This window comes from Candidatus Nitrosomarinus catalina, from assembly GCF_002156965.1.
In the GTDB taxonomy this organism is placed as follows: domain Archaea; phylum Thermoproteota; class Nitrososphaeria; order Nitrososphaerales; family Nitrosopumilaceae; genus Nitrosopumilus; species Nitrosopumilus catalinensis.
In genome coordinates, this window is record NZ_CP021324.1 from 1,308,380 (window position 1) to 1,333,292 (window position 24,913).

At 29.5% G+C, this 24,913-nt stretch carries 37 protein-coding genes and 2 tRNA genes; 19 read left to right on the forward strand and 20 right to left on the reverse strand.

The genetic code is table 11. The features are described 5' to 3' along the window. Positions 1-25: 25 nt before the first annotated feature. Together NMSP_RS07925 and NMSP_RS07930 are read right to left on the reverse strand one after the other, a co-directional pair. Positions 26-1,183, reverse strand: coding sequence for a pyridoxal-phosphate-dependent aminotransferase family protein (locus tag NMSP_RS07925; protein WP_086908232.1), 1,158 nt, complete (start codon positions 1,181-1,183; stop codon positions 26-28). A 39-nt stretch (positions 1,184-1,222) separates the two neighbouring features. Beyond that, positions 1,223-1,717, reverse strand: coding sequence for a nicotinamide-nucleotide adenylyltransferase (locus tag NMSP_RS07930; RefSeq protein WP_086908233.1), 495 nt, complete (start codon positions 1,715-1,717; stop codon positions 1,223-1,225). Between the two features lie 61 nt (positions 1,718-1,778). On the opposite strand from NMSP_RS07930, the gene rtcA reads away from it, so the two are divergent. Then, the gene (gene rtcA / locus NMSP_RS07935; protein WP_086908234.1) at positions 1,779-2,804 is read left to right on the forward strand and encodes an RNA 3'-terminal phosphate cyclase; all 1,026 of its coding nucleotides are present in this window, start codon (positions 1,779-1,781) and stop codon (positions 2,802-2,804) included. On the opposite strand, the gene NMSP_RS07940 is transcribed toward rtcA, so the two are convergent. Further along, positions 2,784-3,281, reverse strand: a complete 498-nt coding sequence (locus NMSP_RS07940) for a CopD family protein (RefSeq protein ID WP_086908235.1) — start codon at positions 3,279-3,281, stop codon at positions 2,784-2,786. The genes rtcA and NMSP_RS07940 overlap by 21 nt on opposite strands. 81 nt (positions 3,282-3,362) lie before the next feature. Here NMSP_RS07940 and NMSP_RS07945 point away from each other — a divergent pair, with 81 nt between their 5' ends. Next, positions 3,363-3,851 carry an LEA/WHy family protein gene (locus NMSP_RS07945; RefSeq protein ID WP_192866172.1) on the forward strand — a complete coding sequence of 163 codons (489 nt, stop codon included), beginning with the start codon at positions 3,363-3,365 and terminating at the stop codon, positions 3,849-3,851. A 6-nt stretch (positions 3,852-3,857) separates the two neighbouring features. On the opposite strand, the gene NMSP_RS07950 is transcribed toward NMSP_RS07945, so the two are convergent. Continuing rightward, positions 3,858-3,932, reverse strand: a tRNA-Val gene (locus NMSP_RS07950). An 82-nt stretch (positions 3,933-4,014) separates the two neighbouring features. Here NMSP_RS07950 and bluB point away from each other — a divergent pair. The 3 genes from bluB to NMSP_RS07960 all read left to right on the forward strand — a co-directional run bounded on the left by bluB (position 4,015) and on the right by NMSP_RS07960 (position 5,422). Then, the gene (gene bluB, locus NMSP_RS07955) at positions 4,015-4,719 is read left to right on the forward strand and encodes a 5,6-dimethylbenzimidazole synthase (RefSeq protein ID WP_086908237.1); all 705 of its coding nucleotides are present in this window, start codon (positions 4,015-4,017) and stop codon (positions 4,717-4,719) included. A 30-nt stretch (positions 4,720-4,749) separates the two neighbouring features. Further along, a tRNA-Arg gene (locus NMSP_RS08290) sits at positions 4,750-4,843 on the forward strand. A gap of 51 nt (positions 4,844-4,894) precedes the next feature. Continuing rightward, positions 4,895-5,422 carry an NADPH-dependent FMN reductase gene (locus tag NMSP_RS07960; protein WP_086908238.1) on the forward strand — a complete coding sequence of 176 codons (528 nt, stop codon included), beginning with the start codon at positions 4,895-4,897 and terminating at the stop codon, positions 5,420-5,422. Positions 5,423-5,607: 185 nt separating this feature from the next. On the opposite strand, the gene NMSP_RS07965 is transcribed toward NMSP_RS07960, so the two are convergent. Both NMSP_RS07965 and NMSP_RS07970 read right to left on the reverse strand, forming a co-directional pair. Beyond that, complete coding sequence (locus tag NMSP_RS07965) at positions 5,608-6,075, reverse strand: hypothetical protein (protein ID WP_086908239.1); 468 nt, start codon at positions 6,073-6,075, stop codon at positions 5,608-5,610. A gap of 77 nt (positions 6,076-6,152) precedes the next feature. Further along, positions 6,153-6,383, reverse strand: a complete 231-nt coding sequence (locus NMSP_RS07970) for a hypothetical protein (RefSeq protein ID WP_086908240.1) — start codon at positions 6,381-6,383, stop codon at positions 6,153-6,155. A gap of 214 nt (positions 6,384-6,597) precedes the next feature. On the opposite strand from NMSP_RS07970, the gene NMSP_RS07975 reads away from it, so the two are divergent. Continuing rightward, entirely contained in the window at positions 6,598-7,074 is a 477-nt protein-coding gene (locus tag NMSP_RS07975) for a peptidylprolyl isomerase (protein WP_086908241.1), read from the forward strand. Next, entirely contained in the window at positions 7,075-7,992 is a 918-nt protein-coding gene (locus tag NMSP_RS07980) for a hypothetical protein (RefSeq protein ID WP_086908242.1), read from the forward strand. Here NMSP_RS07980 and NMSP_RS08565 read toward each other — a convergent pair. Together NMSP_RS08565 and NMSP_RS07990 are read right to left on the reverse strand one after the other, a co-directional pair. Beyond that, positions 7,979-8,134 carry a hypothetical protein gene (locus NMSP_RS08565; RefSeq protein WP_192866173.1) on the reverse strand — a complete coding sequence of 52 codons (156 nt, stop codon included), beginning with the start codon at positions 8,132-8,134 and terminating at the stop codon, positions 7,979-7,981. The two genes, NMSP_RS07980 and NMSP_RS08565, sit on opposite strands and share 14 nt — an antisense overlap. A 231-nt stretch (positions 8,135-8,365) precedes the next feature. Continuing rightward, positions 8,366-8,839: a hypothetical protein gene (locus tag NMSP_RS07990; RefSeq protein WP_086908243.1), complete on the reverse strand. Its 474-nt coding sequence runs from the start codon at positions 8,837-8,839 to the stop codon at positions 8,366-8,368. A gap of 133 nt (positions 8,840-8,972) precedes the next feature. Here NMSP_RS07990 and NMSP_RS07995 point away from each other — a divergent pair, with 133 nt between their 5' ends. Genes NMSP_RS07995 through NMSP_RS08005 form a run of 3 tightly spaced genes read left to right on the forward strand, consistent with a single transcriptional unit; the run spans position 8,973 to position 10,707 of the window. After that, complete coding sequence (locus NMSP_RS07995) at positions 8,973-9,416, forward strand: hypothetical protein (RefSeq protein ID WP_086908244.1); 444 nt, start codon at positions 8,973-8,975, stop codon at positions 9,414-9,416. Between the two features lie 16 nt (positions 9,417-9,432). Next, complete coding sequence (locus NMSP_RS08000; RefSeq protein ID WP_086908245.1) at positions 9,433-10,326, forward strand: PfkB family carbohydrate kinase; 894 nt, start codon at positions 9,433-9,435, stop codon at positions 10,324-10,326. A 36-nt stretch (positions 10,327-10,362) separates the two neighbouring features. Continuing rightward, positions 10,363-10,707, forward strand: a complete 345-nt coding sequence (locus NMSP_RS08005; RefSeq protein ID WP_086908246.1) for a dUTPase — start codon at positions 10,363-10,365, stop codon at positions 10,705-10,707. Here NMSP_RS08005 and NMSP_RS08010 read toward each other — a convergent pair. Further along, entirely contained in the window at positions 10,704-11,180 is a 477-nt protein-coding gene (locus tag NMSP_RS08010; RefSeq protein ID WP_086908247.1) for a tetrahydromethanopterin S-methyltransferase subunit A, read from the reverse strand. The two genes, NMSP_RS08005 and NMSP_RS08010, sit on opposite strands and share 4 nt — an antisense overlap. Next, complete coding sequence (locus tag NMSP_RS08015) at positions 11,177-12,259, reverse strand: DegT/DnrJ/EryC1/StrS family aminotransferase (protein WP_086908248.1); 1,083 nt, start codon at positions 12,257-12,259, stop codon at positions 11,177-11,179. Before NMSP_RS08015 ends, NMSP_RS08010 begins: the two co-directional genes overlap by 4 nt. Positions 12,260-12,341: 82 nt before the next feature. On the opposite strand from NMSP_RS08015, the gene NMSP_RS08020 reads away from it, so the two are divergent. Then, complete coding sequence (locus tag NMSP_RS08020) at positions 12,342-12,905, forward strand: hypothetical protein (RefSeq protein WP_086908444.1); 564 nt, start codon at positions 12,342-12,344, stop codon at positions 12,903-12,905. A gap of 92 nt (positions 12,906-12,997) precedes the next feature. Next, a complete protein-coding gene (locus tag NMSP_RS08025; protein WP_086908249.1) occupies positions 12,998-13,186 on the forward strand; it encodes a C2H2-type zinc finger protein in 189 nt (62 codons plus the stop codon). 21 nt (positions 13,187-13,207) lie between these two features. On the opposite strand, the gene NMSP_RS08030 is transcribed toward NMSP_RS08025, so the two are convergent. Further along, positions 13,208-13,399 (reverse strand): hypothetical protein, encoded by a 192-nt coding sequence (locus NMSP_RS08030; protein WP_086908250.1) that lies wholly within the window; start codon positions 13,397-13,399, stop codon positions 13,208-13,210. Between the two features lie 96 nt (positions 13,400-13,495). Between NMSP_RS08030 and NMSP_RS08035 the strand changes: the two genes are divergently transcribed. Further along, the gene (locus NMSP_RS08035; protein ID WP_086908251.1) at positions 13,496-14,542 is read left to right on the forward strand and encodes a tyrosine--tRNA ligase; all 1,047 of its coding nucleotides are present in this window, start codon (positions 13,496-13,498) and stop codon (positions 14,540-14,542) included. Here NMSP_RS08035 and cobJ read toward each other — a convergent pair. Genes cobJ through NMSP_RS08065 form a run of 6 tightly spaced genes read right to left on the reverse strand, consistent with a single transcriptional unit; the run spans position 14,539 to position 19,694 of the window. Continuing rightward, positions 14,539-15,333: a precorrin-3B C(17)-methyltransferase gene (cobJ, locus tag NMSP_RS08040; protein WP_086908252.1), complete on the reverse strand. Its 795-nt coding sequence runs from the start codon at positions 15,331-15,333 to the stop codon at positions 14,539-14,541. The two genes, NMSP_RS08035 and cobJ, sit on opposite strands and share 4 nt — an antisense overlap. A gap of 46 nt (positions 15,334-15,379) precedes the next feature. Then, a complete protein-coding gene (locus tag NMSP_RS08045) occupies positions 15,380-16,840 on the reverse strand; it encodes a DUF7482 domain-containing protein (RefSeq protein ID WP_086908253.1) in 1,461 nt (486 codons plus the stop codon). Positions 16,841-16,877: 37 nt separating this feature from the next. Then, positions 16,878-18,281 carry an aspartate kinase gene (locus NMSP_RS08050; protein WP_086908254.1) on the reverse strand — a complete coding sequence of 468 codons (1,404 nt, stop codon included), beginning with the start codon at positions 18,279-18,281 and terminating at the stop codon, positions 16,878-16,880. Positions 18,282-18,316: 35 nt separating this feature from the next. Beyond that, positions 18,317-19,063 carry a proliferating cell nuclear antigen (pcna) gene (gene pcn, locus NMSP_RS08055; RefSeq protein ID WP_086908255.1) on the reverse strand — a complete coding sequence of 249 codons (747 nt, stop codon included), beginning with the start codon at positions 19,061-19,063 and terminating at the stop codon, positions 18,317-18,319. 34 nt (positions 19,064-19,097) lie between these two features. Beyond that, on the reverse strand, positions 19,098-19,415 hold the full coding sequence (locus NMSP_RS08060) for a transcription factor S (RefSeq protein ID WP_086908256.1): 318 nt from the start codon (positions 19,413-19,415) through the stop codon (positions 19,098-19,100). Positions 19,416-19,421: 6 nt separating this feature from the next. Continuing rightward, positions 19,422-19,694 (reverse strand): RpoL/Rpb11 RNA polymerase subunit family protein, encoded by a 273-nt coding sequence (locus tag NMSP_RS08065; protein WP_086908257.1) that lies wholly within the window; start codon positions 19,692-19,694, stop codon positions 19,422-19,424. A 49-nt stretch (positions 19,695-19,743) separates the two neighbouring features. Here NMSP_RS08065 and NMSP_RS08070 point away from each other — a divergent pair, with 49 nt between their 5' ends. Genes NMSP_RS08070 through NMSP_RS08575 form a run of 3 tightly spaced genes read left to right on the forward strand, consistent with a single transcriptional unit; the run spans position 19,744 to position 20,620 of the window. Further along, on the forward strand, positions 19,744-20,280 hold the full coding sequence (locus NMSP_RS08070) for a hypothetical protein (RefSeq protein WP_086908445.1): 537 nt from the start codon (positions 19,744-19,746) through the stop codon (positions 20,278-20,280). A gap of 30 nt (positions 20,281-20,310) precedes the next feature. Next, on the forward strand, positions 20,311-20,463 hold the full coding sequence (locus tag NMSP_RS08570; RefSeq protein ID WP_179362696.1) for a hypothetical protein: 153 nt from the start codon (positions 20,311-20,313) through the stop codon (positions 20,461-20,463). 10 nt (positions 20,464-20,473) lie between these two features. Next, complete coding sequence (locus NMSP_RS08575) at positions 20,474-20,620, forward strand: hypothetical protein (protein WP_192866174.1); 147 nt, start codon at positions 20,474-20,476, stop codon at positions 20,618-20,620. Here the strand turns inward: NMSP_RS08575 and NMSP_RS08075 are convergent, their stop codons facing one another. Beyond that, a complete protein-coding gene (locus NMSP_RS08075; RefSeq protein ID WP_086908258.1) occupies positions 20,621-21,115 on the reverse strand; it encodes a dual specificity protein phosphatase 23 in 495 nt (164 codons plus the stop codon). It abuts the gene before it with no gap. A 123-nt stretch (positions 21,116-21,238) separates the two neighbouring features. Between NMSP_RS08075 and NMSP_RS08080 the strand changes: the two genes are divergently transcribed. After that, positions 21,239-21,496: an Lrp/AsnC ligand binding domain-containing protein gene (locus tag NMSP_RS08080; RefSeq protein ID WP_086908259.1), complete on the forward strand. Its 258-nt coding sequence runs from the start codon at positions 21,239-21,241 to the stop codon at positions 21,494-21,496. Here NMSP_RS08080 and NMSP_RS08085 read toward each other — a convergent pair. Next, positions 21,491-22,642, reverse strand: coding sequence for an aminotransferase class V-fold PLP-dependent enzyme (locus NMSP_RS08085; protein ID WP_086908260.1), 1,152 nt, complete (start codon positions 22,640-22,642; stop codon positions 21,491-21,493). The two genes, NMSP_RS08080 and NMSP_RS08085, sit on opposite strands and share 6 nt — an antisense overlap. Before the next feature lie 26 nt (positions 22,643-22,668). Between NMSP_RS08085 and NMSP_RS08090 the strand changes: the two genes are divergently transcribed. Together NMSP_RS08090 and NMSP_RS08095 are read left to right on the forward strand one after the other, a co-directional pair. Then, positions 22,669-23,280, forward strand: a complete 612-nt coding sequence (locus tag NMSP_RS08090; RefSeq protein WP_086908261.1) for a hypothetical protein — start codon at positions 22,669-22,671, stop codon at positions 23,278-23,280. A 90-nt stretch (positions 23,281-23,370) separates the two neighbouring features. Then, on the forward strand, positions 23,371-23,670 hold the full coding sequence (locus NMSP_RS08095) for an ATP-binding protein (protein WP_007402606.1): 300 nt from the start codon (positions 23,371-23,373) through the stop codon (positions 23,668-23,670). Positions 23,671-23,731: 61 nt separating this feature from the next. Here the strand turns inward: NMSP_RS08095 and NMSP_RS08100 are convergent, their stop codons facing one another. Then, on the reverse strand, positions 23,732-24,886 hold the full coding sequence (locus tag NMSP_RS08100) for a J domain-containing protein (RefSeq protein WP_086908262.1): 1,155 nt from the start codon (positions 24,884-24,886) through the stop codon (positions 23,732-23,734). Between the last annotated feature and the right edge of the window lie 27 nt (positions 24,887-24,913).

Consider the following 24,913-nt stretch of genomic DNA (forward strand, 5'->3'; position numbering starts at 1 on the left):
TTATATTAGTTAAACGTTCTAAATATTAAGAAGGATTTGGCAGTGCCTTTAATTTGTCTTCAGCGATCTTTAGTCCTGCTTGTGAATCAGTTTCGTAACCCATCATAGATAATGTGGAGGATATTCCTGAAATACATCTCATTACATGAGATGCGTTTACTTCACCCATACATCCTACTCTGAAGACTTTGCCCTTTAGATTACCGAATCCACCGGCAACTAAAATTCTGAATTTTTTAGCCAATGTATCACGGAATATTTTATCTTCTAGTCCATCAAGATAGTTTAATGCAATAACTACAGTTGAACGTGAGTCTTCTTTTGCAAATGGAGTCAATCCAATTGCAGATAATCCAGAATATAGAGCATCAGAACAAATTTTGTGACGTTGAATTCTTTCTTCAATTCCTTCTTCGAGCATTATTCTCATTGCTTCTCTGTATGCATAAAGAACTGGTAGAGCAGGAGTGAATGGAGTGTGTTTAGCTTCATCATAATATTTGAAGTATCTTGGTAAATTGAAATACATTGTACTTGGTGGGTTTGCTTCCATGTATTTTCTAGTTCTTGGATTAATACAAATTGGAGAAATTCCTGGTGGGCATGCAAATGTTTTTTGTGCACCAGTCATTGCAATATCGATACCCCATTTGTCCATGTGAAGTTCTTCACCGCCGACAATGGAAACACCATCTAAAACATAGTATGAATCATTTCTGGAAGTAAGATCCTTTATTCTATCAAGATAATTAATCATTGTTCCAGTAGATGTTTCATTCCAAACGCAATAGAATGCTTTTACGTCTTTGTTGTTATCAAATGCCTCTTTAACTTGATCATATGTAGGATTAACACCTGGTTCAGTTTCAATTCTTATTGTTTGTCCACCAGCCCATTCAATTTGTTGTGCTAAACGAGTACTGAATTCTCCATTTACTGGTATGATTACTTTATCATCTTTTTTAACTAAATTAACAACAGAACATTCTACAGCACCTGTACCTGATGCAGATAAACAAACGGCATCTCCTTGAGTATCAAAGATTTTTTTTGTATTGTTTACACATTCTTCATAGAGTGTAACAAAATCGTCACTACGGTGATTAATAGAAGGTTCAATCATTGCTCGAGTAACACGTTCAGGTACATTTGTTGGACCAGGTAGCATTACTAAATATTCCAAAATATCTTCAAAATGAGTTAGGCTCAGGCTTATTTATAATTAAAGAATTTTTAGTCTGTTTTTTGCATCCAGATTTTCTAAAATAAGTTTGGTTCCTTCAGGAACTAGATCATCCCATTTTTGATCGCTTTTAATCAAATCTCTTAATCGAGTTCCAGATAATTGATCTCTTTTTAAAAATGGAATAGCAATTACCTGAACATTTCTTTTTGAATAAAGATGTTCAGTCATAGGATCGTTTGAAAAAATAATTTCATAATCTGGAACTATGGTATCAATATTTTGAATCCACCTTACATGATTATCTAAATCTGGGATTGGAAAAATAAAAATTTTATTTTGAATTGAATCATCAATTGAAGATAAAATCATTTTTTTTCTTTCTTCAATAGAAAATGGATTATTTTTTTCAATAGGTTTGTTTGAGCTGCCCAATCCTAACCAAAGTTTATCAACTTTTGATATTGCAAATTGTAATGCTGCAAGATGACCTAAATGAAATGGTTGAAATCTACCTATGAGTAAACCATTCATAGAAAATATAGGAAATGACTTTTTAAAAAACTATCATAAAGAGTGTAAATAAGTAAAAAATATGAATTTTTTAAAAATTAATGGAGCACATGGGGAAGGTGGTGGGCAAATTGTACGTTCAGCTATTACATTATCATGTATTACAAATCAACCAATTCATTTAGAAAACATTAGAAAAAATAGAAAAAATGAGGGATTAAGGCCTCAACATCTTGCAGCAATTAAAATTTTACAAAAAATTTCAAATGCAAAAGTAATTGGCGATAAACTTGGATCAACTGAATTAAAATTTATTCCAGGAGAAATAAAAAAGTTAGAATTAATTGAAGATGTAAAAACAGCTGGAAGTATTTCTTTAATTTTACAAGTTTTAATTCCCACAGTATCAATTTCAAAAAAGAAACTAAGTTTGATAATTAAAGGAGGTACTGACGTTATGTGGAGTCCAACAATGAATTATACAAATTATGTACTAAAAGAGGCATATTCTAAAATGGGCATAAGATTTGAAATTGAAATAACAAAAAGAGGATATTTTCCAAAGGGTCAAGGAGAAATAAAATTAGAAGTATACCCATCAGAAATAAAATCAATAAAATTATCTAAAAGAAAAAAACAAAAATTACAATTGAAATGTTCATTTTCAAAAATTCCAATACAAATAATTGAAGAAAAAATTGAACAGATTAGAAAAGAAATTCAGAAACATGATTTTGAAATTGAAATTGAAATAAAAGAAGAAGAAGCAAGTGATTCTGGATCTTCAGTATTGATTTACAGTATTGAAGAAAATTCAATTATTGGAATAGATGGACTATTTAATAAAAAAACACAAAATTTTGATTTGAACATGAAAGAGATTTTTGATAATTCATTTGGAATAGATAAAAACATGGCTGACATGTTAGTAGTACCTGCAAGTTTAAGTTCAGGTAAAACAAAATTTGAAGTTCACAATATTACAAAACATTTAGAAACAAATCTGTTTGTGACATCAAAAATTACCGGATGTAAATATGGAATTGGAAAGATATCAGAAGGTTATGAAGTAATAATTGAAGGAATATCAAACACCAGCATCAAGTAAAGATGCTAAAAATAGAATTGCAAGGGAAATAACGACTGTAATTTCACCAAGAATGATTATCTTTTTTCGTAATTTTTGAATTTCAGGCTCAGACATTTGGTTTGACATAATTTTTTCCTCAACATCTTTACGAATCACTCTAACATGTATCGCATATGTTATGATTAAAATAACTACAAGAACCATTTTGATGATTAAAAATTGTCCATAGCTTGTTTCAAAAAGAATAGTTGACTTACCTAAAATTAAATGAGAATTATACATGCCAGTTGCTATTAAAATTATTAGCGCAGGTACAGCAATTTTGTTAAATCTTTTTCCAACTCTGATCATTATTTGCATTCTTTCTTGTACAGAGTTAGTCATAGTTTTTAGAAGTGGAGAAAATACAATTCCAATAAAGAGTGAACCGCCAACCCAAATTGTAGCTGAAACAAGATGAATCCAAGTAATAATTGCTTGTTCTATTGCAGCCATAATTATTCAGATATTGTATCAAATATTATGTATTTGGATCTTGACAACGTTTTTTACTTGTAGATTAAAAATCATATCAAATTGGCACTACAAAGTAGATTAACAGTATATGCAGCAATAGCTGGAGTTTTAGCTTTAATGGGAGGAATTGTGTATTATGCCAGTCTAGATAACGTATCACTTGATCAAGTTGAAGTTGAATTAACAGATGTAACATTAAGGGAAGCTGGAGAAGATGAAGCAAAATTTGTTTTAACATTTCTTGTAAAAAATCCTAGTGAAAAAATATACGTAGTTCCAGTGATTGCATACGAACTGTATGATGATGATGTGTTATTAGGTTCTGGAAAATATTCTACAGAAGATGTAGCATTACCTGGTAGAGCACAAATTTTTGCTGGCGGTGAAGTTCCTCTGAAAAATACATTCATTTTAAAAAAATCTGAAGTTGGTTCAGAAATTTATCAATCTATGATAAATGGAAAAATAACAGACTATGTTGTTGAAGGAATCATTACAACTCAAAGTACTTGGAGTGTAGCAGAAAATGAATTCAGATCTGAAAAATAAATAAAGTGGGCCGGGAGAGATTTGAACTCTCGATCGCTGCCATGTCGAGGCAGCATCATAACCAAACTAGACCACCGGCCCTTTGAAGTTAAAATCTATGTTCAGACATTATTAACGTTTAAGAAAAGAAAGGCTGAATAAAAAGAGATAATGAGTGATAGTATTGGAAGATAGTTTTACTGATGAGGAAAAAAGGGGGTTCTATAAGGCGATTTATTCCAGAAGGGATGTTAGATCACATTTCATATCAAAACCTATTGAAGAGAACAAACTATCAAAAATTCTTCATGCAGCACATCATGCACCATCAGTAGGATTTTCTCAACCATGGAATTTTATTTTAATTAAAGATCAAGCAACAAAAAAGAAAATTAAAGAATCATTTGATGAAGAAAAAAGACGTTCATCACAGGTGGTAGATGAACCAAAAAAATCTAAATATTTATCATTTAAACTAGAAGGAATTTTAGAATCTCCTGTTAATCTTTGCGTAACATATGATCCCACAAAATTTGGTCCATTTGTAATTGGAAGATCTAGTATTCCTGAAGCTGGACTATACAGTGTGTGTTGCGCAATTCAAAATTTATGGTTGTCAGCAAGAACAGAAGGTGTAGGGTTAGGATGGGTAAGTATTTTATCAAATGAAATATTGAAAGAAACTCTCCAATTGCCAGAACATGTAGTTCCAGTGGCATACTTGTGTTTAGGTTATGTGAATGAATTTGCAGATAAACCTGATCTTGAAACTGCCAAGTGGTTACCGAGATTAGATCTGAAAGATGTTGTATATTATGAAAAATGGGAAGATAAAGAAAATTCAGATTGGAAAGAAATTCAAGATTTAATTCAAACTAATCTTGATTAGGCTTAAATAATTTAGAAGATTTTTTCTGCTGGGCTTGTAGCGCAGAGTCAAATTTGACGCGCAACATGGATAGCGCAGTAGCCTCCTAAGTTACAGGTCGAGGGATCGAAGCCCTCCAAGCCCGCTTAATTTTAAAAATTGCAGGGATTAAATACAAAGAATAATAGAAAAAATTATGAAAATTGTAGTTATTTCAGCTAGTCCAAGAAAAACTGCAAATACACAGATAATTATGAAGTATGTTAACGAATATACAAAGTCAAAAAATCCAGATACAAAATTCATCAACCTTTCAGATGGAGAAATTGAATGTTATAGAGGATTTGATGTAGAGTATAATGAAGCAACCAAAAATGCTGCCAAAGACATTATGGAGGCAGATGTATGGTTGATTGGTTCACCTATTTACAACTCATTTTTTAGTTCTGCATTAAAAAATCTCTTTGAATATGTTGATTATAAAAAAACAGAAGGTAAAGTTGCAGGAATGGCAATTTTAGCTGCTGGAAATATTGGTTTTGTTGATGTTCAAACAGTAATTACGCAATTGTTATCATACTTTAGAGTAATTACAAATCCAAAAGCGGTTTATCTAACAACTGAAATATTTACAGATAATCAAATTTCAAATGAAGATGCAAAAAATAGATTAAAAGAAATGGTAGATGAAACATTACAACTTGCATCTAAATTAAAAAAATAATAAAAAAACTAGATTTATTCTAATTTTATAAAAGTCAAATACTATTCGTGTTATCTAATGATATTGAGTTTAAAAAAAGATCCAACAGAATTGTGTTCATGTAAATGTCATTATGGTGGAGCAGTAAGTTGTCCTGGATGTAAAAAAAATCACGGCACAGTCACTTGCCACTGTAAAGATTGAAATTATTTTCTTTTTGAAGATAGGGCTTTAAGATTAGCTAGTTCTGCCTTTAATGATTCAATTTGTACAAGAGTTTTGAGATTAGAAATTTCTTGGTTTAGTCTTTCAATTTCATCATCTTTTAGCTCTACTGATGACTTTAATCCATTTAATTCTGTAGATAGTTCATCTTGAATTTGTTTAATTTCTGATAAATTAACTTGTTTTGGAACTTCAACTTGTAGTGTTTGTGAATTACTCAAGCTTTTTTTTTGATGAACTGCGTACTCATGACCATGATTGGTTGCATAGTCTGCACTTTTTTGAGATAACCAACAAGTTAGAGCCATAAACCATGTAATTGGTACTGCCATGATAAAGACAAAATTTAGAATTGGTGCATAATCATAAAATGGTGGCCACAATCCAGTTAAAACAGCAGCAAATCCTGCTGTAATGATGGTTGCCATATGATTTTTCCAATATCCCATGATTTATTGCAAAAATTCATTCTTTATAATAGTAATGCTATTTTTTATAAAATAAAAGAATAAAATGGAAAGGAGAATTATTCTGCTTCTTCAGGAGTACTTGATACTTTAGGCATATCAGATTGCAAAATTTGGATCTTTTGTAATAATTCAGTTCTTAGATCTCTTGCAACCCTTCGTACTGTAGGTCTTGGGACACCAAGTTCATCAACTACTTTTGTATAGATGTCTTGTTTGTCAGTAACTCCTTTATCCAAATAGGAATTAATTGCTTCTTTAATTATCGTGCTTTGGTTTGTACGACTCAATAGATCATATTTCTAATCGATCTATATAACACTATAACTTGAAAAATTTAAAAAAATAGATATTAAAAATAATTGGAAAAAATTAAATCTTAATTTCTTGACTAACAAATGCAAAAAAAATTTGTAATTTTTTTAAAAAAATCTAACAAAGTATAGAAAATCTTCAGATGATTTATCAAAAAGACTTTTATGATAATTTAATCTCCAAAACTTTGTGACTACTGCAAATATTGAAACTAATCATGGAAAAATTTCATTTGAATTATTACCAGACTTGGCTCCAGAAACAGTTAGAAATTTTGAAAAATTAACCAAAGATGGATTTTATGACGGAACATTATTTCATAGAGTAATTCCCGGATTTATGATTCAAGGAGGAGACCCAAATACAAAAACTGACAATAAAGGTTCTTGGGGAATGGGTGGACCAGGATATAACGTTAAAGCAGAATTTAGTTCAAGATCACATTTACGAGGAATTGTTTCAATGGCAAGAGCACAAGATCCAGATAGTGCAGGATCACAATTCTTCATTGTAACATCAGATAGTGCATTCTTAGATAGACAATACACAGTGTTTGGTCAAGTCAAAGAAGGAATGGATGTAGCTGATAAAATTGTCAATATGGATAAAGATGGAAACGATTGTCCATTAGAAAAAGTTGTAATGACTAAAGTAACTTTAGAATAAATGAATCACAAAATAATTTCTACAATCATAATTTTTGGGCTCATAACTGTAATTCCAACAGTTTATGGTCAATTATCAATTGGTTCTGAAGCACAACAAGAATCAATTGAAGTAAAAATTAATTCAGATGGAGAGATTGGGGTTATGCACATAGTAAGTTCTTCAAACATGCCAAGTTCTGTTCCCTTATTTATTGAAGTTGAAAATGAAGAAGATCTTAATGTGAAGATTACAAACGAATTAGGAGAAGAAATTAATTCAGGAATTGGATATGATGGACTTGGAAAAATAACTATCTTGGTATTACCATCAAAACAGAACACAATAATTGAATATAATTTAGAAAATATGAAATTGGAAAATAATTTATTAACTACTGAGATTTCTTATCCTAAAAAATTTTCTGTTTTATTTGATGAAAAAACTAATTTGGTATTTGCAAATGACAATATCATATTTTTAGATGATAAAAAAGGATTATCCATTAATGGTGGAGGAAATATGAAAATTCAGTTTTACTCTAATGAATCAAAAATAATTAAGAACGTAACATGGGAAGAAAATGAATTTGATGTAGAAATTATTACAGATTCTGAAATTGAAAAATTTAATTTCAATCAACCAGAAAAAAGTATTAGTTTCCAAGTAAATGATGAAAATAAATTTGTAACAATTACAATGTCAGAAGAATTGTTAGGAGGTCCATATGTTACATTATTAGATGATGAAAAAATTAAACATGCAAAATCTATTAGAGATGGAGGTATTGTTTCATTGAATTTAAAGCCTGAAACAACAGGTCAAGTTACAATTATTGGAACTACAGTAATTCCGGAATTTTCGATGTTTATTCCATTAATTATGGGATTTATGATAATTTTGACAGTTCCATTAATGAAAAAGTTTAGTCTCCGCTAGAACCACAAGAGCAAAAACCATATTCATCTATTCTAACATCACACACAGGGCATTTTTCACCATATTCAACTTCCCATGGCTCTTTACCAAAAAGTTTGAAATGATCATCAATTTCTATTGGAACTTCACGTTTTTTATCCAATGATTTGTATAGATATAGAAACTATACATAGATTATCTGAGAAAATTATGAAAATAGAATGCGGTTGTCATTGTATAAAGTGTAAAAGCACAAATCTGGAATCAAATAAAATAGGAATTACTGAAAAAGATGGATATTTTGACATGCATCACACGTGTCAAGAATGTAATACTCACTTTGATCATCTAGATGGAGAAATTTTTTCTAATTGCTCAGAATGTAACTATTCTTCTAATTAGACAGTGGAATGGATTCAATTGAATAACGGATTTGATTTTCACTTGAAGTTTTAGTGAATTTTTTATTTAAAGCCATTTTTGCCAATGCTTTTGAAACATCTAATGTACTTGCAGCCCAGCCATATTCTCTAAGTTGTTGAACAGTTTCACCAACTGATCTTGGTGAATCAAAAAATTTGCTAGTTTCTAAAATTTTTAGTTTTGATAAAATTTCACTGGATTGAATGTACTTTGGTTCATTAAATTCAGGTTCAAATGTTTCTGCATCATCTAGTGATTCCAAACCATTATTGATATTAGTTGAAATTTGTTTGGAATCAGATTCATAAACAATTTTAGCTTGATTTTCTGGCATATATTGGGAAATATTATCAATAATTTCACCTAATGTTTGATTATCAACATAAAAATCTCTAGAATCAACTTCAATTTCATTCTCACCTAGTTTGAGCTTTATTCGTGCCAATGAGAATTATTGGGTTAATTTTGATTTATTGAGATAGCTCTAATGAGATTTAAGATTAAATCAAAAATTTTACACAAATAATTAGGATTTTTTATTAATTTTAGCTTAAAAGAAAAATTTTTGAGGATTTAACATGACATCATTAAAGAAAAAGGGTGCAATAATTCTATTTTTGTTATTAATTGGAATCACAGGATATTCACAAATTCAATCAGTATCTCAAATATCAGTAGATCTTTTTGAAAATACAATCATTAATGAAAATCAAAATGAGACAAATTATGAAATTAAATTAAAATTTGAAAATCCGTCATTATTAACACTGTCAGCAGGTAAAACTGAATTTTTTGTTTCTTATGATGATGAAATTGTCGGAAAAGGTAATTTACAATCTTTCACACTATATCCACTAAGTACCAATTTAGTACAAGGAACATTCACAACAAATACTAGTTCAGATGAATCCAAATCAGTAAAGATTTCAGGAGTAACAAAATATGATTTATTGGTTACATCAATTGATGTTACATTTGATTATTTTCCAAATGAAGAGCAAACAAGGAAATTTATACAATAAATTAATTTTTTAATTTATGCTTACTGTTTTTGGCTCTACAGCTCTAGATACAATTAGAACACCAACTAAAACTCTAAAAAATGTTTTAGGAGGAGCAGCAACATATGCTGCAATTTCATCAAGTAATTTTGTAAAAACAGGGTTAATTGCAGTTGTAGGGGAAGATTTTTCAAAAAAGAATCACAATATTTTGTCAAAATATCTAGATTTACAAGGATTAACCATTAGCAAAGGTAAAACATTTCGTTATGATGGAAAATATGACAATACCCTAAGCACAAGATCTACTTTAAAAACAGAATTGAATGTACTGGGAGATTTCAAGCCAATTGTACCAGATGAATATAAAAAATCACAATTTGTTTATCTTGCAAATAATGATCCAGAACAAAATACAAAATTAATTAAAGAATTTGACAATGTAAAATTTTCAATGTGCGATACCATAGATTTTTGGATATCAACAAAAAGAAGTGCAGTAATTAAAATGATAAAGAATGTTGATGCAGTTGTAATCAATGATGAAGAAGCTAAGCTGCTAACTAAAGAACATAATCTAATCAAATGTGCAAAAAAGATGAAACAATGGGGTGCAAAATATGTTATAATTAAAAAAGGTGAACATGGATCCTTGATGTTTTATGATGATGTAGTTTTTCCTACTGCAGGATTTTCATTAGAAAATGTTGTAGACCCAACAGGTGCAGGTGATTCGTTTGCAGGAGCAATGATTGGATACCTTGCCAGTAAAAATACAACAAAAATTTCAGAAATTAAAAAAGCTGTAGTGTATGGAAATGTTCTTGGATCATTTGCAGTTGAAAAATATGGTTTAGATGGATTACTAAAAATAAAAAAAGGTGACATTGGAAAACGTATAAAATCATATGAAAAAATGATCCAATTTTAAAAAGACTTAAGTAAATAATTTTAAAAATAAATTATCATGTCAGAAAAAAATGAAGATAGATTAGATGAAATTTTCAAACTTCAGAAAGGTTTGTCTGAAATTATGAAATTAGATAGATATCCTAAAGACGCTGAAAGTAGAGTATCAGCATTATGTACTGCAATTATGCATGAAGCAGTTGAATTACAAAGGACTACAAATTGGAAATGGTGGAAAACACCTACTGAATTTAATCAAAATGAGGCTAGAGAAGAATTAATTGACATATGGCATTTTGTTGTTCAAGCATCATTAGAATTGAAATTAACACCTGATGATATTTTAGAGGAATATAAGAGAAAAAACCAAATTAATCATGAAAGACAAAAAAATGGTTATTAGTTTTTTTCAATTGTTTTAATGATTGATTCAATATTTGTTTCATTAATTAAATTTACAAGTGTTATTTCTTTTTGAAAATATTGTATTTCAGAATTTGAAACAGTTAGAAACGGTTCAGGACTTGCTGAATTTATTATTCTCTTATCATTGTCAATTCCATTTTTATGTAATTCAAATAATGAATGTCCAGATTTATGACCCCAAACTTCCTTTCCACATACAATAATTGTTTTAATTTTTTTATTTTCATTTACATGTTTTATCATAGAATCAATTCCTTTATTTTCAGTAAATAATCTTCCTGCAATTGCAACATTCTCAAAAATTTTTGAATTTTTTATTTCTTTTAATAATTTAATGCTAGAAAGTGTGCATATACAAATTGATGAATTTGTATTACCAACATAGAATTCTTCTGGAATGGGTAAAAGTACCTCACAAATTTTTCCAATAGTATCACTTAGCTTGTTCAAAGTATTTCAAAAATTGATTTTGAGATAAATTCAATATTTTTTGAAGTTACTTTAGGATGAATTGGTAAAGAAAGTACTTTTGAAGCAGCCCACTCTGTCATTGGCAACTTTGTTTTAGATTTGTAAAACGGGGTTTTATGTACAGGAATTGGATAATATGAGGCTGCACCTATTCCTTTTTCATTAAGTTTTTTCAAAAGAGTATTGCGTTTTGGTGAAGTAATTGTATAAAGATACCAATTTACTTTTTCATGTTTTCTTTGAATTGGTAAAGTTAAATTTGATTTTGAAAGTAATTCTGTTAAAAGTTCTGCATTTTTTTGTCTAGCTTGTAAAAATTTTGGTAATTTTTTCATTTGTATTTTTGCAATTGCTGCATTAATTTCAGGCAATCTCAAATTAAGACCTAACATTCTACTGTCATATCCTTTTACCATTCCATGATTTCTAATCATCAGTAATTTATCTCGTAATTTTTTACTGTTGGTAACAATAAATCCTCCCTCACCTGCAGTCATTACTTTTGCGGGATACATACTGTAACATCCCATTTCAAAAAATGTTCCAGTGTGTTTATTTTTAAAAGTTGAACCAAGTGATTGAGCAGAATCTTCTATAATTGGAATGTTAAATTTTTTTGCAATCTCAGAAATTTTATCCAAATATGCCACATTACCATAAAGATGTACTGGGACAATTGCTTTGGTTTTTTTTGTAATTTTTTTCTGAAGTTGATCTGGATCCATTGTAAAATTGTCTTTTAAAATATCAACAAAAACAGGTTTTGCACCAGTAGATAGGACAGAATTTGCAGTTGCAACAAAAGTGAAAGATGGAATTAAAACTTCATCACCATGCTTGATGTCTAAAGCATATAACGCTGCTTGTAGTGCTGCTGTTCCAGAATTTACAGCAACAGTATATTTTGAATTCACAAATGAAGAAACCGATTTTTCAAAATCTTGAACATGTTTTCCACCTTGATTCGCTGAAGAAGTTAAAGCTCCATTTTTAAGAATGGATGTGACTACTGAGATTTCTTCCTTGCCTACAAAAGGAATGTTTATGGGTATTTTCAATAATTTTACCTAGAAGAACTACTCTATAAATCTCGTTTAATATGTATGAATTTTTATATTTCAAAATTTGGCAAATCATAGAATGAAACCACGACATTTAGAAAAAACTGATTCAGGTTACAAAGTCTATTTGTACATTTTTTACACTTGTGGTGCAATTATGGTTTCATCATTAGTTTTTGGTGTTTATGCTACAATGTTAGAATGGTTAGAACATGGAACATATGTTATGGGAGAAGTAATTCACAATACTACTATTCCATTTGAGAACTTTGCTAGAGTTTCAACTTGGATATTCTTTTCAACAATAATTGGATGGTATTGTTGCACTAGAATTGGTTGGAGACGAACTGCTGGTGATAAAATTGTTGGAACTAGAATGGCCTTACTTCAATTGATGTTGCTTAGTTTTGCAATAATTTCTTTTTATGAAGTTTTATACAATTTTACAGTTTTAAATGCACAAATGACAGCAGGAGTAGTAAATGGAATAGTACCAGATATCGATAAATTGTTAGTAGCTTATCCAGATCCTGACCGTCCATGGAACTTGGTTTTTGCAACTAAAATATTTCTTGCAGCATTCATAATTAGCGCACATGCATTTTATCTAAGTGTAAAACCTAGAAAAAGTTTAGATGAATAAAAATTATAAGAAATAATCTTATTTTTTGAAATTATTTCAAAAAAAATATTTGATGAAATTATGTTTTATACTATTAGATACATTGTAAACTAATGGGGTTATTTGGATCAAGTAAGAATGATTTAAAATGTAAAAAATGTGGAACCGTGTTGCCAGATTCTGAAAGATTGAAAAAACACCAAGAAAAAGCACATAACAAAAAAAAGGAAAAATGTCGAGCGTGTGGAGCTGAATTTGATTATAGCGAAGAATTAAGAAAACATAAAAAAAATTGTAAATAGTGATTCTAGAAATTTAATAAATTAAGATTTTGCAGGCCTTAATAGTGATTTTTCAATTGCTTCTAAATTTGCAATTTGGTTTTTGGAGTTTAATGTCAGAGTTTGTATCATTTCTGAGCCTAATTGAACAGATTGTTCAGGTAGTGTTTCTAAAAATTTTTCTAAACCTTTTTTATAATTATTAATTAATTCTAATCCTTCTTCAAGTGTCATAAAAATAATAGAATTTTACCTATATTCAAAGATTCTATATACAAAAAAATAATTTTAAATAACTTTATAGGCTTAGATTTTAAAAGTTGTTTTGATTTGGATATAATTGAAAAAGTAGATTTAATTGAAAAACCTCCAACTGAAGAAGTTGTAACACGTGAGGAATTAACTGAATTATTTAAAACAAATTCTTCTCCAAATCATTACATTGGATTAGAAATTTCTGGTTTCTTACATTTAGGCAGTCTAATCAGTACCGGTTTTAAAATAAATGATTTTGTAAAGGCTGGAGTTAATTGTAAAATCTTTCTTGCAGATTGGCATACTCTAATCAATGATAAATTAGGAGGAGATTGGGATACAATTTCTAAGGTTTCAAAATATTATCAAGATGCCTTCAAACTAGTTTGTCCAAATGCAGAAATTGTTTTAGGATCTAAATTGTATGAAGAAAAAACAGAATATTGGTCTGAGCTTGTAAAATTTACAAAACATATGTCAATTGCTAGAACAATGCGAACGTTAACTATAATGGGTCGTTCTGAAGATGATAACAAAATAGATGTAGCTAAATTATTGTATCCAGCAATGCAAGCAGTTGATATTCATTCTTTAGATGTAGATATTGCACATGCAGGAATGGATCAAAGAAAAATTCACATGTTAGTAAGAGAAATTTTTCCTAAAATGAAATGGAAAGTCCCAGTTTCTGTTCACCATAAATTATTACCAGGACTATCAAAACCAGCAGATACTGATAATTCTCAAGTTTTAGGAAAAATGAGTAAATCAGATCCAAACTCAGGCATATTTATTCACAATACAGATAATGAAATTAAGAAAAAAATTAGTAAATCTTGGTGTGAGGAGCAAAATGTTGAAAGTAATCCTGTATTAGAAATTGCAAAAAATGTAATTTTTCATGAATTTAATGAAATTAATGTTGAAAGACCAGAAAAATATGGTGGTAATGTTTCTTATTCTAATTACAATGAACTACATACAGATTTTGCAGAAAATAAATTACATCCAGGAGATTTAAAACAAACTGTTGGAAACTATCTAGTTAAAGTGATTAGTCCTATAAGAGAAAAACTAAATCTTAGTGATGAAATTTCTGAAGCCATCAAGAAAAGTTTCTAAACTTTTAGATCAGGATTAGTTTGTTCTTCTAAATTATATTTTGATTTGTATCCTCTTGGATTAATCATTAAATCTTTGTAAGTATATGTTGATGAGTTACCAATTATTACAGTACTTGTCATACCCAACTCTTCATCAAAATTTAGCAGATTATCTAAATTAGTCATTACGATTGTTTCAGATTCTCTATATGCACTTTTAATTATTGCAACAGGGGTAGTAGGTTTTCTATGTTTAAGCAGAATTTTTTGAGTATCTTGTAATTGATGAACTCGTTTCTTACTTTTAGGATTATAGATTACAAGTACAAAATCACCTTGAGCAGCTGATTCTACACGTTTTTGAATAATCTCCCAAGGTACCATCAAATCACTCATACTAACAACAGCAAAATCTGTCATTAGTGGTGAACCAACAATTGATGCACATGAATTCAAAGCAGATACGCCAGGAATAATTTCTACTTTAAGCTCATCAGAAGGATCCCAGCCTATTGTTGCAAGCGTTTCATAAATTAATCCAGCCATTCCATAAATTCCAGGATCTCCACTAGAGACCAGGGAAACAATTTTTCCAGATTTTGCAAGATCAATACATTGATGTGCTCTTTCGACTTCTTGGGTCATAGCATATCGATGAATAGTTTTTCCTCCTATCAGATCTTGAACTAAATTAACATAAGTTTCATATCCAACAATCGTATCACTTTCAGAAATTACTTCTTTTGCTCGAAATGTCATATGATCATGATGTCCAGGACCAACACCAACAATGTAGAGTTTACCAGTCAATTAAAAATAATTTTTTCTCAACTAATTTATCCGTTTAGTGGTATTTTTATTGAAATGGATCAACTATTGGAGAATTAATGATGTATTCATTATTTGATGGACGTGCAATGCTGACTGTAATTAGATCATCATTATGAAATGAATCAATGTCAGATTTTGTTTGTAGAATTTGTGCGGATTTAGAATCATGCCATTCTACAAGATATATTTTTGAGATCGGATTATAATTTTCTTCATCTGAAGAAAAATTGAAAATTTCTGGTTGAAAATCTAAAGAACCAGATCCTATAATTCCATTTTTGAATTGGTATTGTTCAATAATAGACAAATTTGTTAATAGATCTGACATTGATGGAGAATGTTTCACACCAATTAATTTTGATGGCCCAATTGGGGTTACATCAGTAATAATATAGTAAATTGTTTTTCCGTTTGAATCCCAGCTTCTATGTGCAACAAAAGTTACAATCAATTCATCTTCATTAATTTCAGTGATTTGACCTCCAGAAAATGACATTTTGTTACTGATTTGTTTATCAGAACGTTCAGTCATTTGTCCACCTGACCACTTTATTTGAGGAGTATTTACGACTACATTTGTTTCATTAAATTTGATTCGACCAGATTGTTCAGCATCAATAATATCATCAGCTGATTCAAAAATAATTTCTTTTTGACCAGATTTCCATGTAACTTCAATTATAGATCCTAATGGAGAATAATCAGATTGTTGTGGAGTCTCAGAAAAAATATCAGTTTGAAATCCAAAAAATCCATCTCCTTCAATTCCATTTTTAAAAAGGAAAATTTTTTGTAAATTATTTTCTGGAATATTTTTAAGTGATTTTGACAATTGAATATTCAATTCTTGTTTTTCTGAAATAGTATTAACATAATTTTTATCACTTGCATCGGTAATTATGTAAAGAATTTCATTTCCATTATGCAGTCCTTTGTGCATTGGAATTTCTATAGGGACATTAGTTCGTGAAAGTAGTAATGAAGGATCCTCTTTTTGAAATTCAAGTTTTTGTTCAAGCACTTGAGTTGGTTGTCCTCGAATCCAACCATCAATACTTACAGTTGTAGTAAATTCTTTTGAGTTTGTTGAATGTAATGCAACTCCTGCACCTGTAAATTCAATTGATCCTGATTTTTTTTCTGGATTTAGTAAAGATAGGCCATAAATTTTACTTTCGTTGACAGCCCATGTTTCTTGTCCATTTACGTCATTTTGATTAATTTCATGTAAAACAATTACATTAACTAACTCACTAGAAGTAAATGTCATAGAACCATCATAGATTGTACCTTCATTTGGGGATAAAACAAGAGCCAATTGATGATCCTCATGACCTAATCCAGGATCTTGAGAAGAAGTGATTGTTTGAGTGAAATGAACTTTTTTTGTAGATCCTGCATCAACATACTGATCTGAAAAAGTTGAAACTGAAACAATTCCAGTAACAAAAATTCCAATTAGCAAAACAATAATTATTTTTTTCAATAATTTTGACTAATTTTATTACTTTAAATGATTTGTCTTAATTGATTTTATCTAGTGTAAATGCATCATGAATTGCACGTACAGCAGTATTTGTATCAGAATTTTTTACTACCAATGCAAGATTAAGTTCTGATGATCCTTGAGTAATCATAGATACATTTACTTTATTTTTTTCAATTGCCGCAAAGACTTTGGATGCAACACCAATTGTTCCTCTCATTCCTGAACCAATTAATGCAATAATTGAAACTCCTGTAGTGACTTCTAATTTTTTAATGATTTTACCTAATAGATCCATTTCTAAAACACTAACCGCCTTGTTAAGATCAGAATTTTTTACTACAATTGTAATACTAGATTCAGAAGGATTTTGAGAAATCATCATAACATTAATTCCAGCTTTTGCTAAAGTAGCAAATATTTTTGCTGCAGTTCCAGGTGTTCCAATCATACTTCCACCTTGTATATCGATTAATCCATTATTACGAATATTACTAACACATTTTACAGTATTTTTTACAGATGCAGAAGGCGAAGAAGTTACTAAAGTTCCTTCATTTTTTGCATTAGATGAGTTTCTTATTTTCATTGGTATTTTTTTTGCTAAAAGTGGTTCAAATGTTCTTGGATGAATTTGTTTTGCTCCAAACAAAGCCATTTCAATTGCTTCTGTATATGATACTTCTTTGAGTAATTTTGCATTTTTCACAATTTTTGGATCTGCAGTCATTAATCCATCAACATCACTCATTAACCAAATTTCATCAGCTTTTAAGCAAGAACCAATAATTGTAGCTGAATAATCAGAACCGCCTCTACCAAATGTTGTTGTGTGTCCATGTTGATCTGCACCTGAAAATCCACCTACTACAGGAATAGTCTTTTTAGAAAATAATGTATCAATACTTTTTGAAACTCTTAATCTTGTTGTATCCATAAGTGGTTTTGATTCACTAAAATTAGAATCAGTTACAATACCTACTTCCTTACCAGTTAGTGGAATAGCTTTTTTTCCTAAATCATTTATTGCAGCTGCAAGTAATTTTCCAGAAAATCTTTCGCCAAAGGAAATCAAATAATCCATTGATCTAGATGTCACTTCTCCTAACAAAACTAATCCATCTATCAGTGCAACAAGTTCTTTAAAATCATCATTTAATTTAATTAACAATTTTTTTTGAATGTCAGATTTTTTGATTGTTTGTTTTGCTAATTGCTTATGCCTATTGGTAATTTTTGATGCAAGTTGTTCTGCTTTAGATTTATTTTCTTTTTTGATAGATTCAGATATTTCAATTAAATCATCTGTTGTTCCACTTGTTGCTGAACAGACTATTACAAGTTGATTTTTTTTGGATAATGAAATTACGTGTTTGGCAACTGATTGAATATCTTTGGTATTAGATATTGATGTTCCACCGTATTTTAAAACAAGTTTCAAGTTAAACTATCTGAATTATTCAATGTTTAAATGCTTTAACTTTCCACGCGTGGAGCAAGATAAAAGTGGATTCTTCCTATATTTGCAACTTTAAACTCAATTCTAAGTGGTTTTGCACTAGAAAATTCACATGTGATAAATCCAGCATTGCTGCCTACGGCTTTAACTACAGGATTCAGATATTCAAGGCTGTAAGTACCTTCACTATCAGATTTTGAAGATATTTCCTCAATATCATCAGCATCTTTATCAAGATCAATTATTACCTCACCAGAATCTCCCTTTCCAGAAAAATTACCTTTTGAATCAGACGTATTGATTGTTAAATAATCGGAAACAACTTGTACGTCACCAAGAATTTTATCAAATTTTGATGAAGTTAAAATAATTTTTGAGTCATATGGAATTTTTGGTAATGGTGTGTCAGTTGCAGAACTTTCAATTAGACGAATTTTGTATTTTTTATTTTTTCCAACTGTTACAAGTAACATATTTTCTTCAGAAATACTAATTTCTATACTGTCTTTTTTATCTGCACGTTTGATAAGTTTTGAAAATTCATCTATCCTAACTCCAAATTTAATATCGCTATCACATTCATATTTCTCAAATGCTGAATTTGGCCAAGATATATCAATTAATGCAACATGAGATGGATCCATCCCTCTAAAAGAAATTCCTTCTGCCGTTGCAACAAAAGTTGCTTCTTCAACTAAAGTGGATATTGCAGAGATGATAGCTTTTAGATCATCTGAACCATTTGTTTTAGCTCCAAAAGTCAATTTAATTTTCTTGGCTATAAGTTCCAGTTAAACGTTATGTGTAATCGCGCCAAGTGTATTTACATTTTTGACAACGGTAAAATCTAGTTGTAGGTTCATCTGCACTTCTAGTTTGAAACATCCAACCAACTGCTTCATCATGACCACATTTTTCACAATCAATTTTTACTGTAGGATGAGATTCTTCGCCTTCATTTCCTTCAAAAGCAAGTAATGAGAAATCAGGTTCTTCTTCGGCAACAATTTTTTTCTTTTTTTGTACTTTTTCTCCGTCAATGTAACCACATTTAGAACACTCTAAACCGGATTCACCTTTTTTTAGTTTAACCTCACATTTGGGGCAAAATTTCAATTTTATTTACCCTAATTTTGAACTAAATAATTGTTTGAACTCATCAGCCATCTTTATTGCAGATTCTGCTGATTTTTTAACCTCAGTTAGTGGTTTTGAACTAGAATTAATTCTCATCCAGCACTCATTAGTTAATGGGTGTTTGACAATTACACCTGCAAAATCAACATTTGAGGCCTTTAGAAGTTCGTGTTGAATAATGTATAATACTCCAATATCAGTTTCTGTGACAGAAATACTGATTTCTTTGGGTTCTGAACTGATTACTTCTGCATTCATGTATTCAGAAAAAGCACTTATTGCGGATATAAATCATATGAACTATAGCATGACAGAAAGCAAAATTTCACAAATAACACTAGAAAAATCCAAAGAAGAGTACTCTTCAGATGAAAATATTGAGATAAATGTCCAATTTTCGATTGAAGGGGGCCTTAGAGATGCATTCAATGAAGCAAATTGGACTAAAGCATACAATAACAACGATGTTTCAATGAAACTGAAATATGGTGTAAAATTGACATCTGGTGGTTTTAGAAAGAAGGAATTGGGAAGAACTATTGATTCTTATCGAAAAGCCGCTATTTTTTGGACTAGAAATCCAAAATTAGTTAATCCAATGAAAGATAGAAGAATTTGGGTTCAAGTTGCAAAAAACTTTGAGCCATTTATCAGACTAAGTGAAGAAGAAGTTAGAGAAGAATTCTTAGACTTTAATGAAAAGTTTGTATTCAAAGCATCTGATTTAGGAAAAGGTAAACACAAGATAGGAGCTGAAGTATTTTCATCATGGCAAAAACATGATTATACTGAACCAGGCAATATCAAAAATAATTCTAATGAAATAGAAGTCGTAATCAATTAGGATATAAGGAACTTTTTTCTTTGATTAACAATGGCAAAATATGACGGTCTATTAGGACAACCAATTCTTGAAGTCGAAGAACCTGATAAGGAAGGTGGAATAACTTTCATCTTTAAAGATAACAGGTTTATGTTTATCAAAGCAGTTGATGGAAAAATTGAAACCGTATCAATTCCAGAATAGGTGATTATGAATGGAAAAATTTGATAAACTCAAAATGTTGGAATTGGTAAAAGTTGAAGATCCAGATCCTGAAGGTGGAATGACTTTACATTTTCAAGAAAACATTACGTTGAAAATTAAAAACGTTGATGGAAAATTAGTTTCAGAATTTGTATAACTAATTTCTCACATATTTTTCATAATAACTTATTGCTAATTCCTGTACATCTGATTGAATAGATCCAGGTCTTTCTTTTCTAATTTTTTCAATTGCTTCTTTAGCTGAAAAATTTTTATATTTTATAAAATAACATGCAAGAATTGTTCCAGCTCTTCCTAATCCTGCAGCGCAATGAACCATCACAGATTGATTATTTTTTATTTGATTTTGAATAAATTCAACTGCAGAATCTATTCCTTCCATATCAGGAGCATGAAAATCAGCTGTTGGAACATGCAGATAATCAATTTTATGAGTCCATTCATCTGGTAGAGGATTTTCAGTCATAGTAACAATTGATTTTACGCCTTGAGTTAGAAGCCAATCAAATTCATGAAGTGATGTAGGTATTCCTGAACCAGCTAATTTTTCGTCAATTAACCAAGAAAAATTCGTAGGTTTTTTTGTAATTTTTCCATGAACTTTTCTCCAAATATTACCTGGCTTACTCATACTATTATCTGATCAACATACTATATTTTTAGCATTACGAAAATATTGAAAATGAATCATTTAAAAAATTAAATCAATTTTAAAATTATGAAAAGTTAAATACTGTTTTATCAAAATTATATTGTGCCTACTGCTTATGTATTATTGAATTCAGATTTAGGTACAGACGTTTCAATAATTACTGAAATAAAACAAATTCTTACTGAGGAAAATGTGGAATATGAAGTTAGAGGAGTTTATGGAGTATATGATATTGTTTTAAAAATTTCATCTGATGATGCAGAGAAATTAAGAGCAATAATTACAAATAAAATTAGAAAAATCAGTAAAGTTCAATCAACACTTACTATGATGGTTATTGAAGAGCAAGAAAATCTATAGTTTTTTAATTTCATCAATTACTTTTAGCATATCTGATTCGTTATTAAAAAAATGAGGCGATACACGAATAATCTTTTTTTCCATTATTTCTCTAACCGCTAAAATAATATTTTGTTTTTCAAGTTTTTTGACAACTTTTTCTGAATCAAAATTCTTGATGTTAAACGAGACAATACTGGTTCGTTTATCTGGATCCTCTGGGCCGTATAAAACAACATCAGGGATTTTCATTAATTCATCTCTAAAAATATTAGATAAATTTTGATTTTTTTTGCGAATATTTTCCATACCAAAATTTAACAGATATTTTACTGAAGATTCTAATCCAACAATTCCAACATAATTTCTAAAACCAGTTTGAAACTTTTCAGGTATATCCTTAAAAATTAAATTATTGTCATTTTCAATTATTGCAGATTCACCTCCAACAGTTTTTGGCTCTAATAATTCACTTGATTCTTTTTTACAATAAAACAAACCTGTTCCCATTGGTCCACACAACCATTTAGACCCATTAAATGACATAAAATCACATCCCAATTTTGATACATCATGTGTACCAATACACCCAATTGTTTGTGCACTATCAATAAAAAATGGGATTTCCTTTTTTAGTGAAGCAGAAATTTTTTCGACAGGTAAAATGGAACCAGTGTTATACAAAGCATGACTTATAGCTAATAATTTTGTATTGTTATCTACATTTGATTTTAAGTCATCTAATTTAAAAAACCCATTTGAATCAATTGGAAGATTTCTAACTGAAATTTTATTTTTTAATTTAATCCACGGATAAAAATTGGAATGATGTTCATGAGTCATTCCTCTAATTATGATGTTAGAGGAATCATCAAAAGATAAACCATTTGCAACAATATTAATTCCATCAGTAGTACTTTGAGTCAAAATTACTTCTTCAGACTTGCAACAAATAATTTTAGCAATAATTTTTCTTACATTATTGAGTTTTTCTTCAATTAAGCATGCTGAATCGCTAGAATCAGGTCCTAGAGAATTGTATGAAATTAGAAAATCATTCATTGCACTAATGCTCTGAGAAGGCATTAAAGAAACAGATGCATTATTCAAATAGATTTTGTTGGATACAGGAAAATCAGCAGAAATATCTTTTGACATTAAATTCATTATTATATCTGTAAAGTCCTACTTTGGTGTTGGATAAAAATCCTGAGATAAATCTAAATGATGATCTTAAGTGTATTCAAAATGAATTTAAAAATAATGTACCTAGTTTAGTTTTATGTTTAAATTCATTTCACAAAATTGAATTTTTAGATAAATTAATTTCTTCTATAAAAAATCCAATTATTTTTGTCGATATGGATTTGTTATATTCTGGATATATTGAGTCAAAAATGATAAAACAAAAAGAGAATGTAGAAATTTTTAGACCAAATAAGCTTGATTGGAAAGAAAGATTATCAGAAATTATTTGTAAAATTTCAGAAAAAGAATTTTTTATTATTATTGATTCATTTAATGGAATTTACAATTTATTTGATGATTTAGAATCTGCCAGATTTGTTAATTCATGTTTAATGCTACTTTCATCATTAAGTAAACAAAGTGATTGTACAGTTGTAGTGACTGGTATGGCTAAAAATAAAGATAATTATGAATGGATTTTATCTCCAGGAGGTAAACACGTTATGAAATTATCTGAAACTAATCTATATTTTTTAAAAAAAATTCAAAATAAACTCACAATTAGAATTATTGATAACGATCAGAACAAAGCAAAAGAAAAAAACAAAGCGATCTAGATCAAACGCCGTTATAAAATTTGAAACGCCGTTATAGGTCTAAAAATTTAGGTAAATTATATTAAGCACGGATCTCGATTTAATTTTGTTATGCCAGTAGGAATTATTCCAGACATAAGTGAACAAATGTGTATCGGATGCGCACTCTGTGTAGAAATCTGTACAACACTTGGTCCTGATGTCCTTAGAGTAAAACCAGTTGAAGGCTGGAAAAGAGGTAAAGCATTTGTCTTCTACCCAGAAAGATGTATTTCTGATGGTGCATGCATCGGTGTATGCCCAACAAAAGCAATCTTTTGGATGAGACCAATGGACTTTACAGTTGGACAACCAGTTCCACTCTACAAGAACTCAGTCTTCGTCAAAGGTTGGACTGAATTAATCGATTAGATTAGTTCTACAATTTTTAATTTCTTTTTATTATTTTTAAATAAGTTTACTTGTATCAAATCTAATTTTTAGAAAATTTGAATTTTGATTTCCAATTTGAAGTTGATTTCTTAGTTGGTTTTTTTGATAAATTATCCAACATGTCATAAGTAATAGTAAATCCATTTCCGACCATAGTAGCATCTTTATTGTAATTTTCTTTATGAGGAACAAATTCATCAGCTAAGTCTTTAATTTTTTTAGTTTTAAGATCAAACAATCGGATCTTTTTACCATTTTCCAATTCAATAATTGCATCACCACTTAATCCTTGAATAGAAAATGTTTCAAAAAATCTAATTGAACCATTTTGTTTTAATTTAATTACACAATCATAAGTTAACTTACTGCCATAAAATAAAATTTCACGTGCAGAGATAACTGCATCTTCTTCAACATTTAAAACAATGATTGAATCTGCTACGAGAGATACAGTATTTACAACATTTTCAGCAACAATTTTTCCTTCTGGTGCAGATATAGTTGTTCTATGTTCTTGAATTTGAAAAACTCCAACTCTACCTTCTTTATCTTCAACTCTAAATTTTCTACCATAAATATTACCTACAACTGCATTTCCATTATCTACAAAAATTTGTGCACCATTTTCAATTTTATATTTATTTTCTAGTGGTTCAATGAATTTGAAATCACCTTTAGTTAAACGAATATTAGTTTTATATTCTTGAGTCCATGAAGGGCTAGTAATACTTCCTTGCATAATTATAGGCCCATCATAAGTTAAACTTCCAGCCATAAAATTACCTTTAATAGATAATGTTCCTGTTGCTTTCCTTTCTAATTCAATTTCACCAAGAGTTTTAGAACCAAATAATCTGCTAGCAGTTGCATTTGAACGATTTAAAGCAGATGCCCATTCTTCAGCAGTTTTCATTTCTTTAGATAATTCTTGACCTAAAATCTGATTTTTCCTTCTAACATCCTCTTCGCTTTCATCAGAATAAACTCTAGAGTTTTTGATTTTTTCGATATCAGTATCAGGATATTTTTTTCCAATTTTTAGATCATCGTATGCTTGTTTGATTTTAATGAATTGTTCATTTTCTCCTCCTCGATCTGAGTGAAATTGTAAAGCTAACCTTCTGAATGCGTCCCTAATCTCTTTTTCAGTAGTTCCTTCTACAATACCTAAAATATCATAATTAGATTCTACCATTTTTTATCAACCTAGTTAGGATCTGTA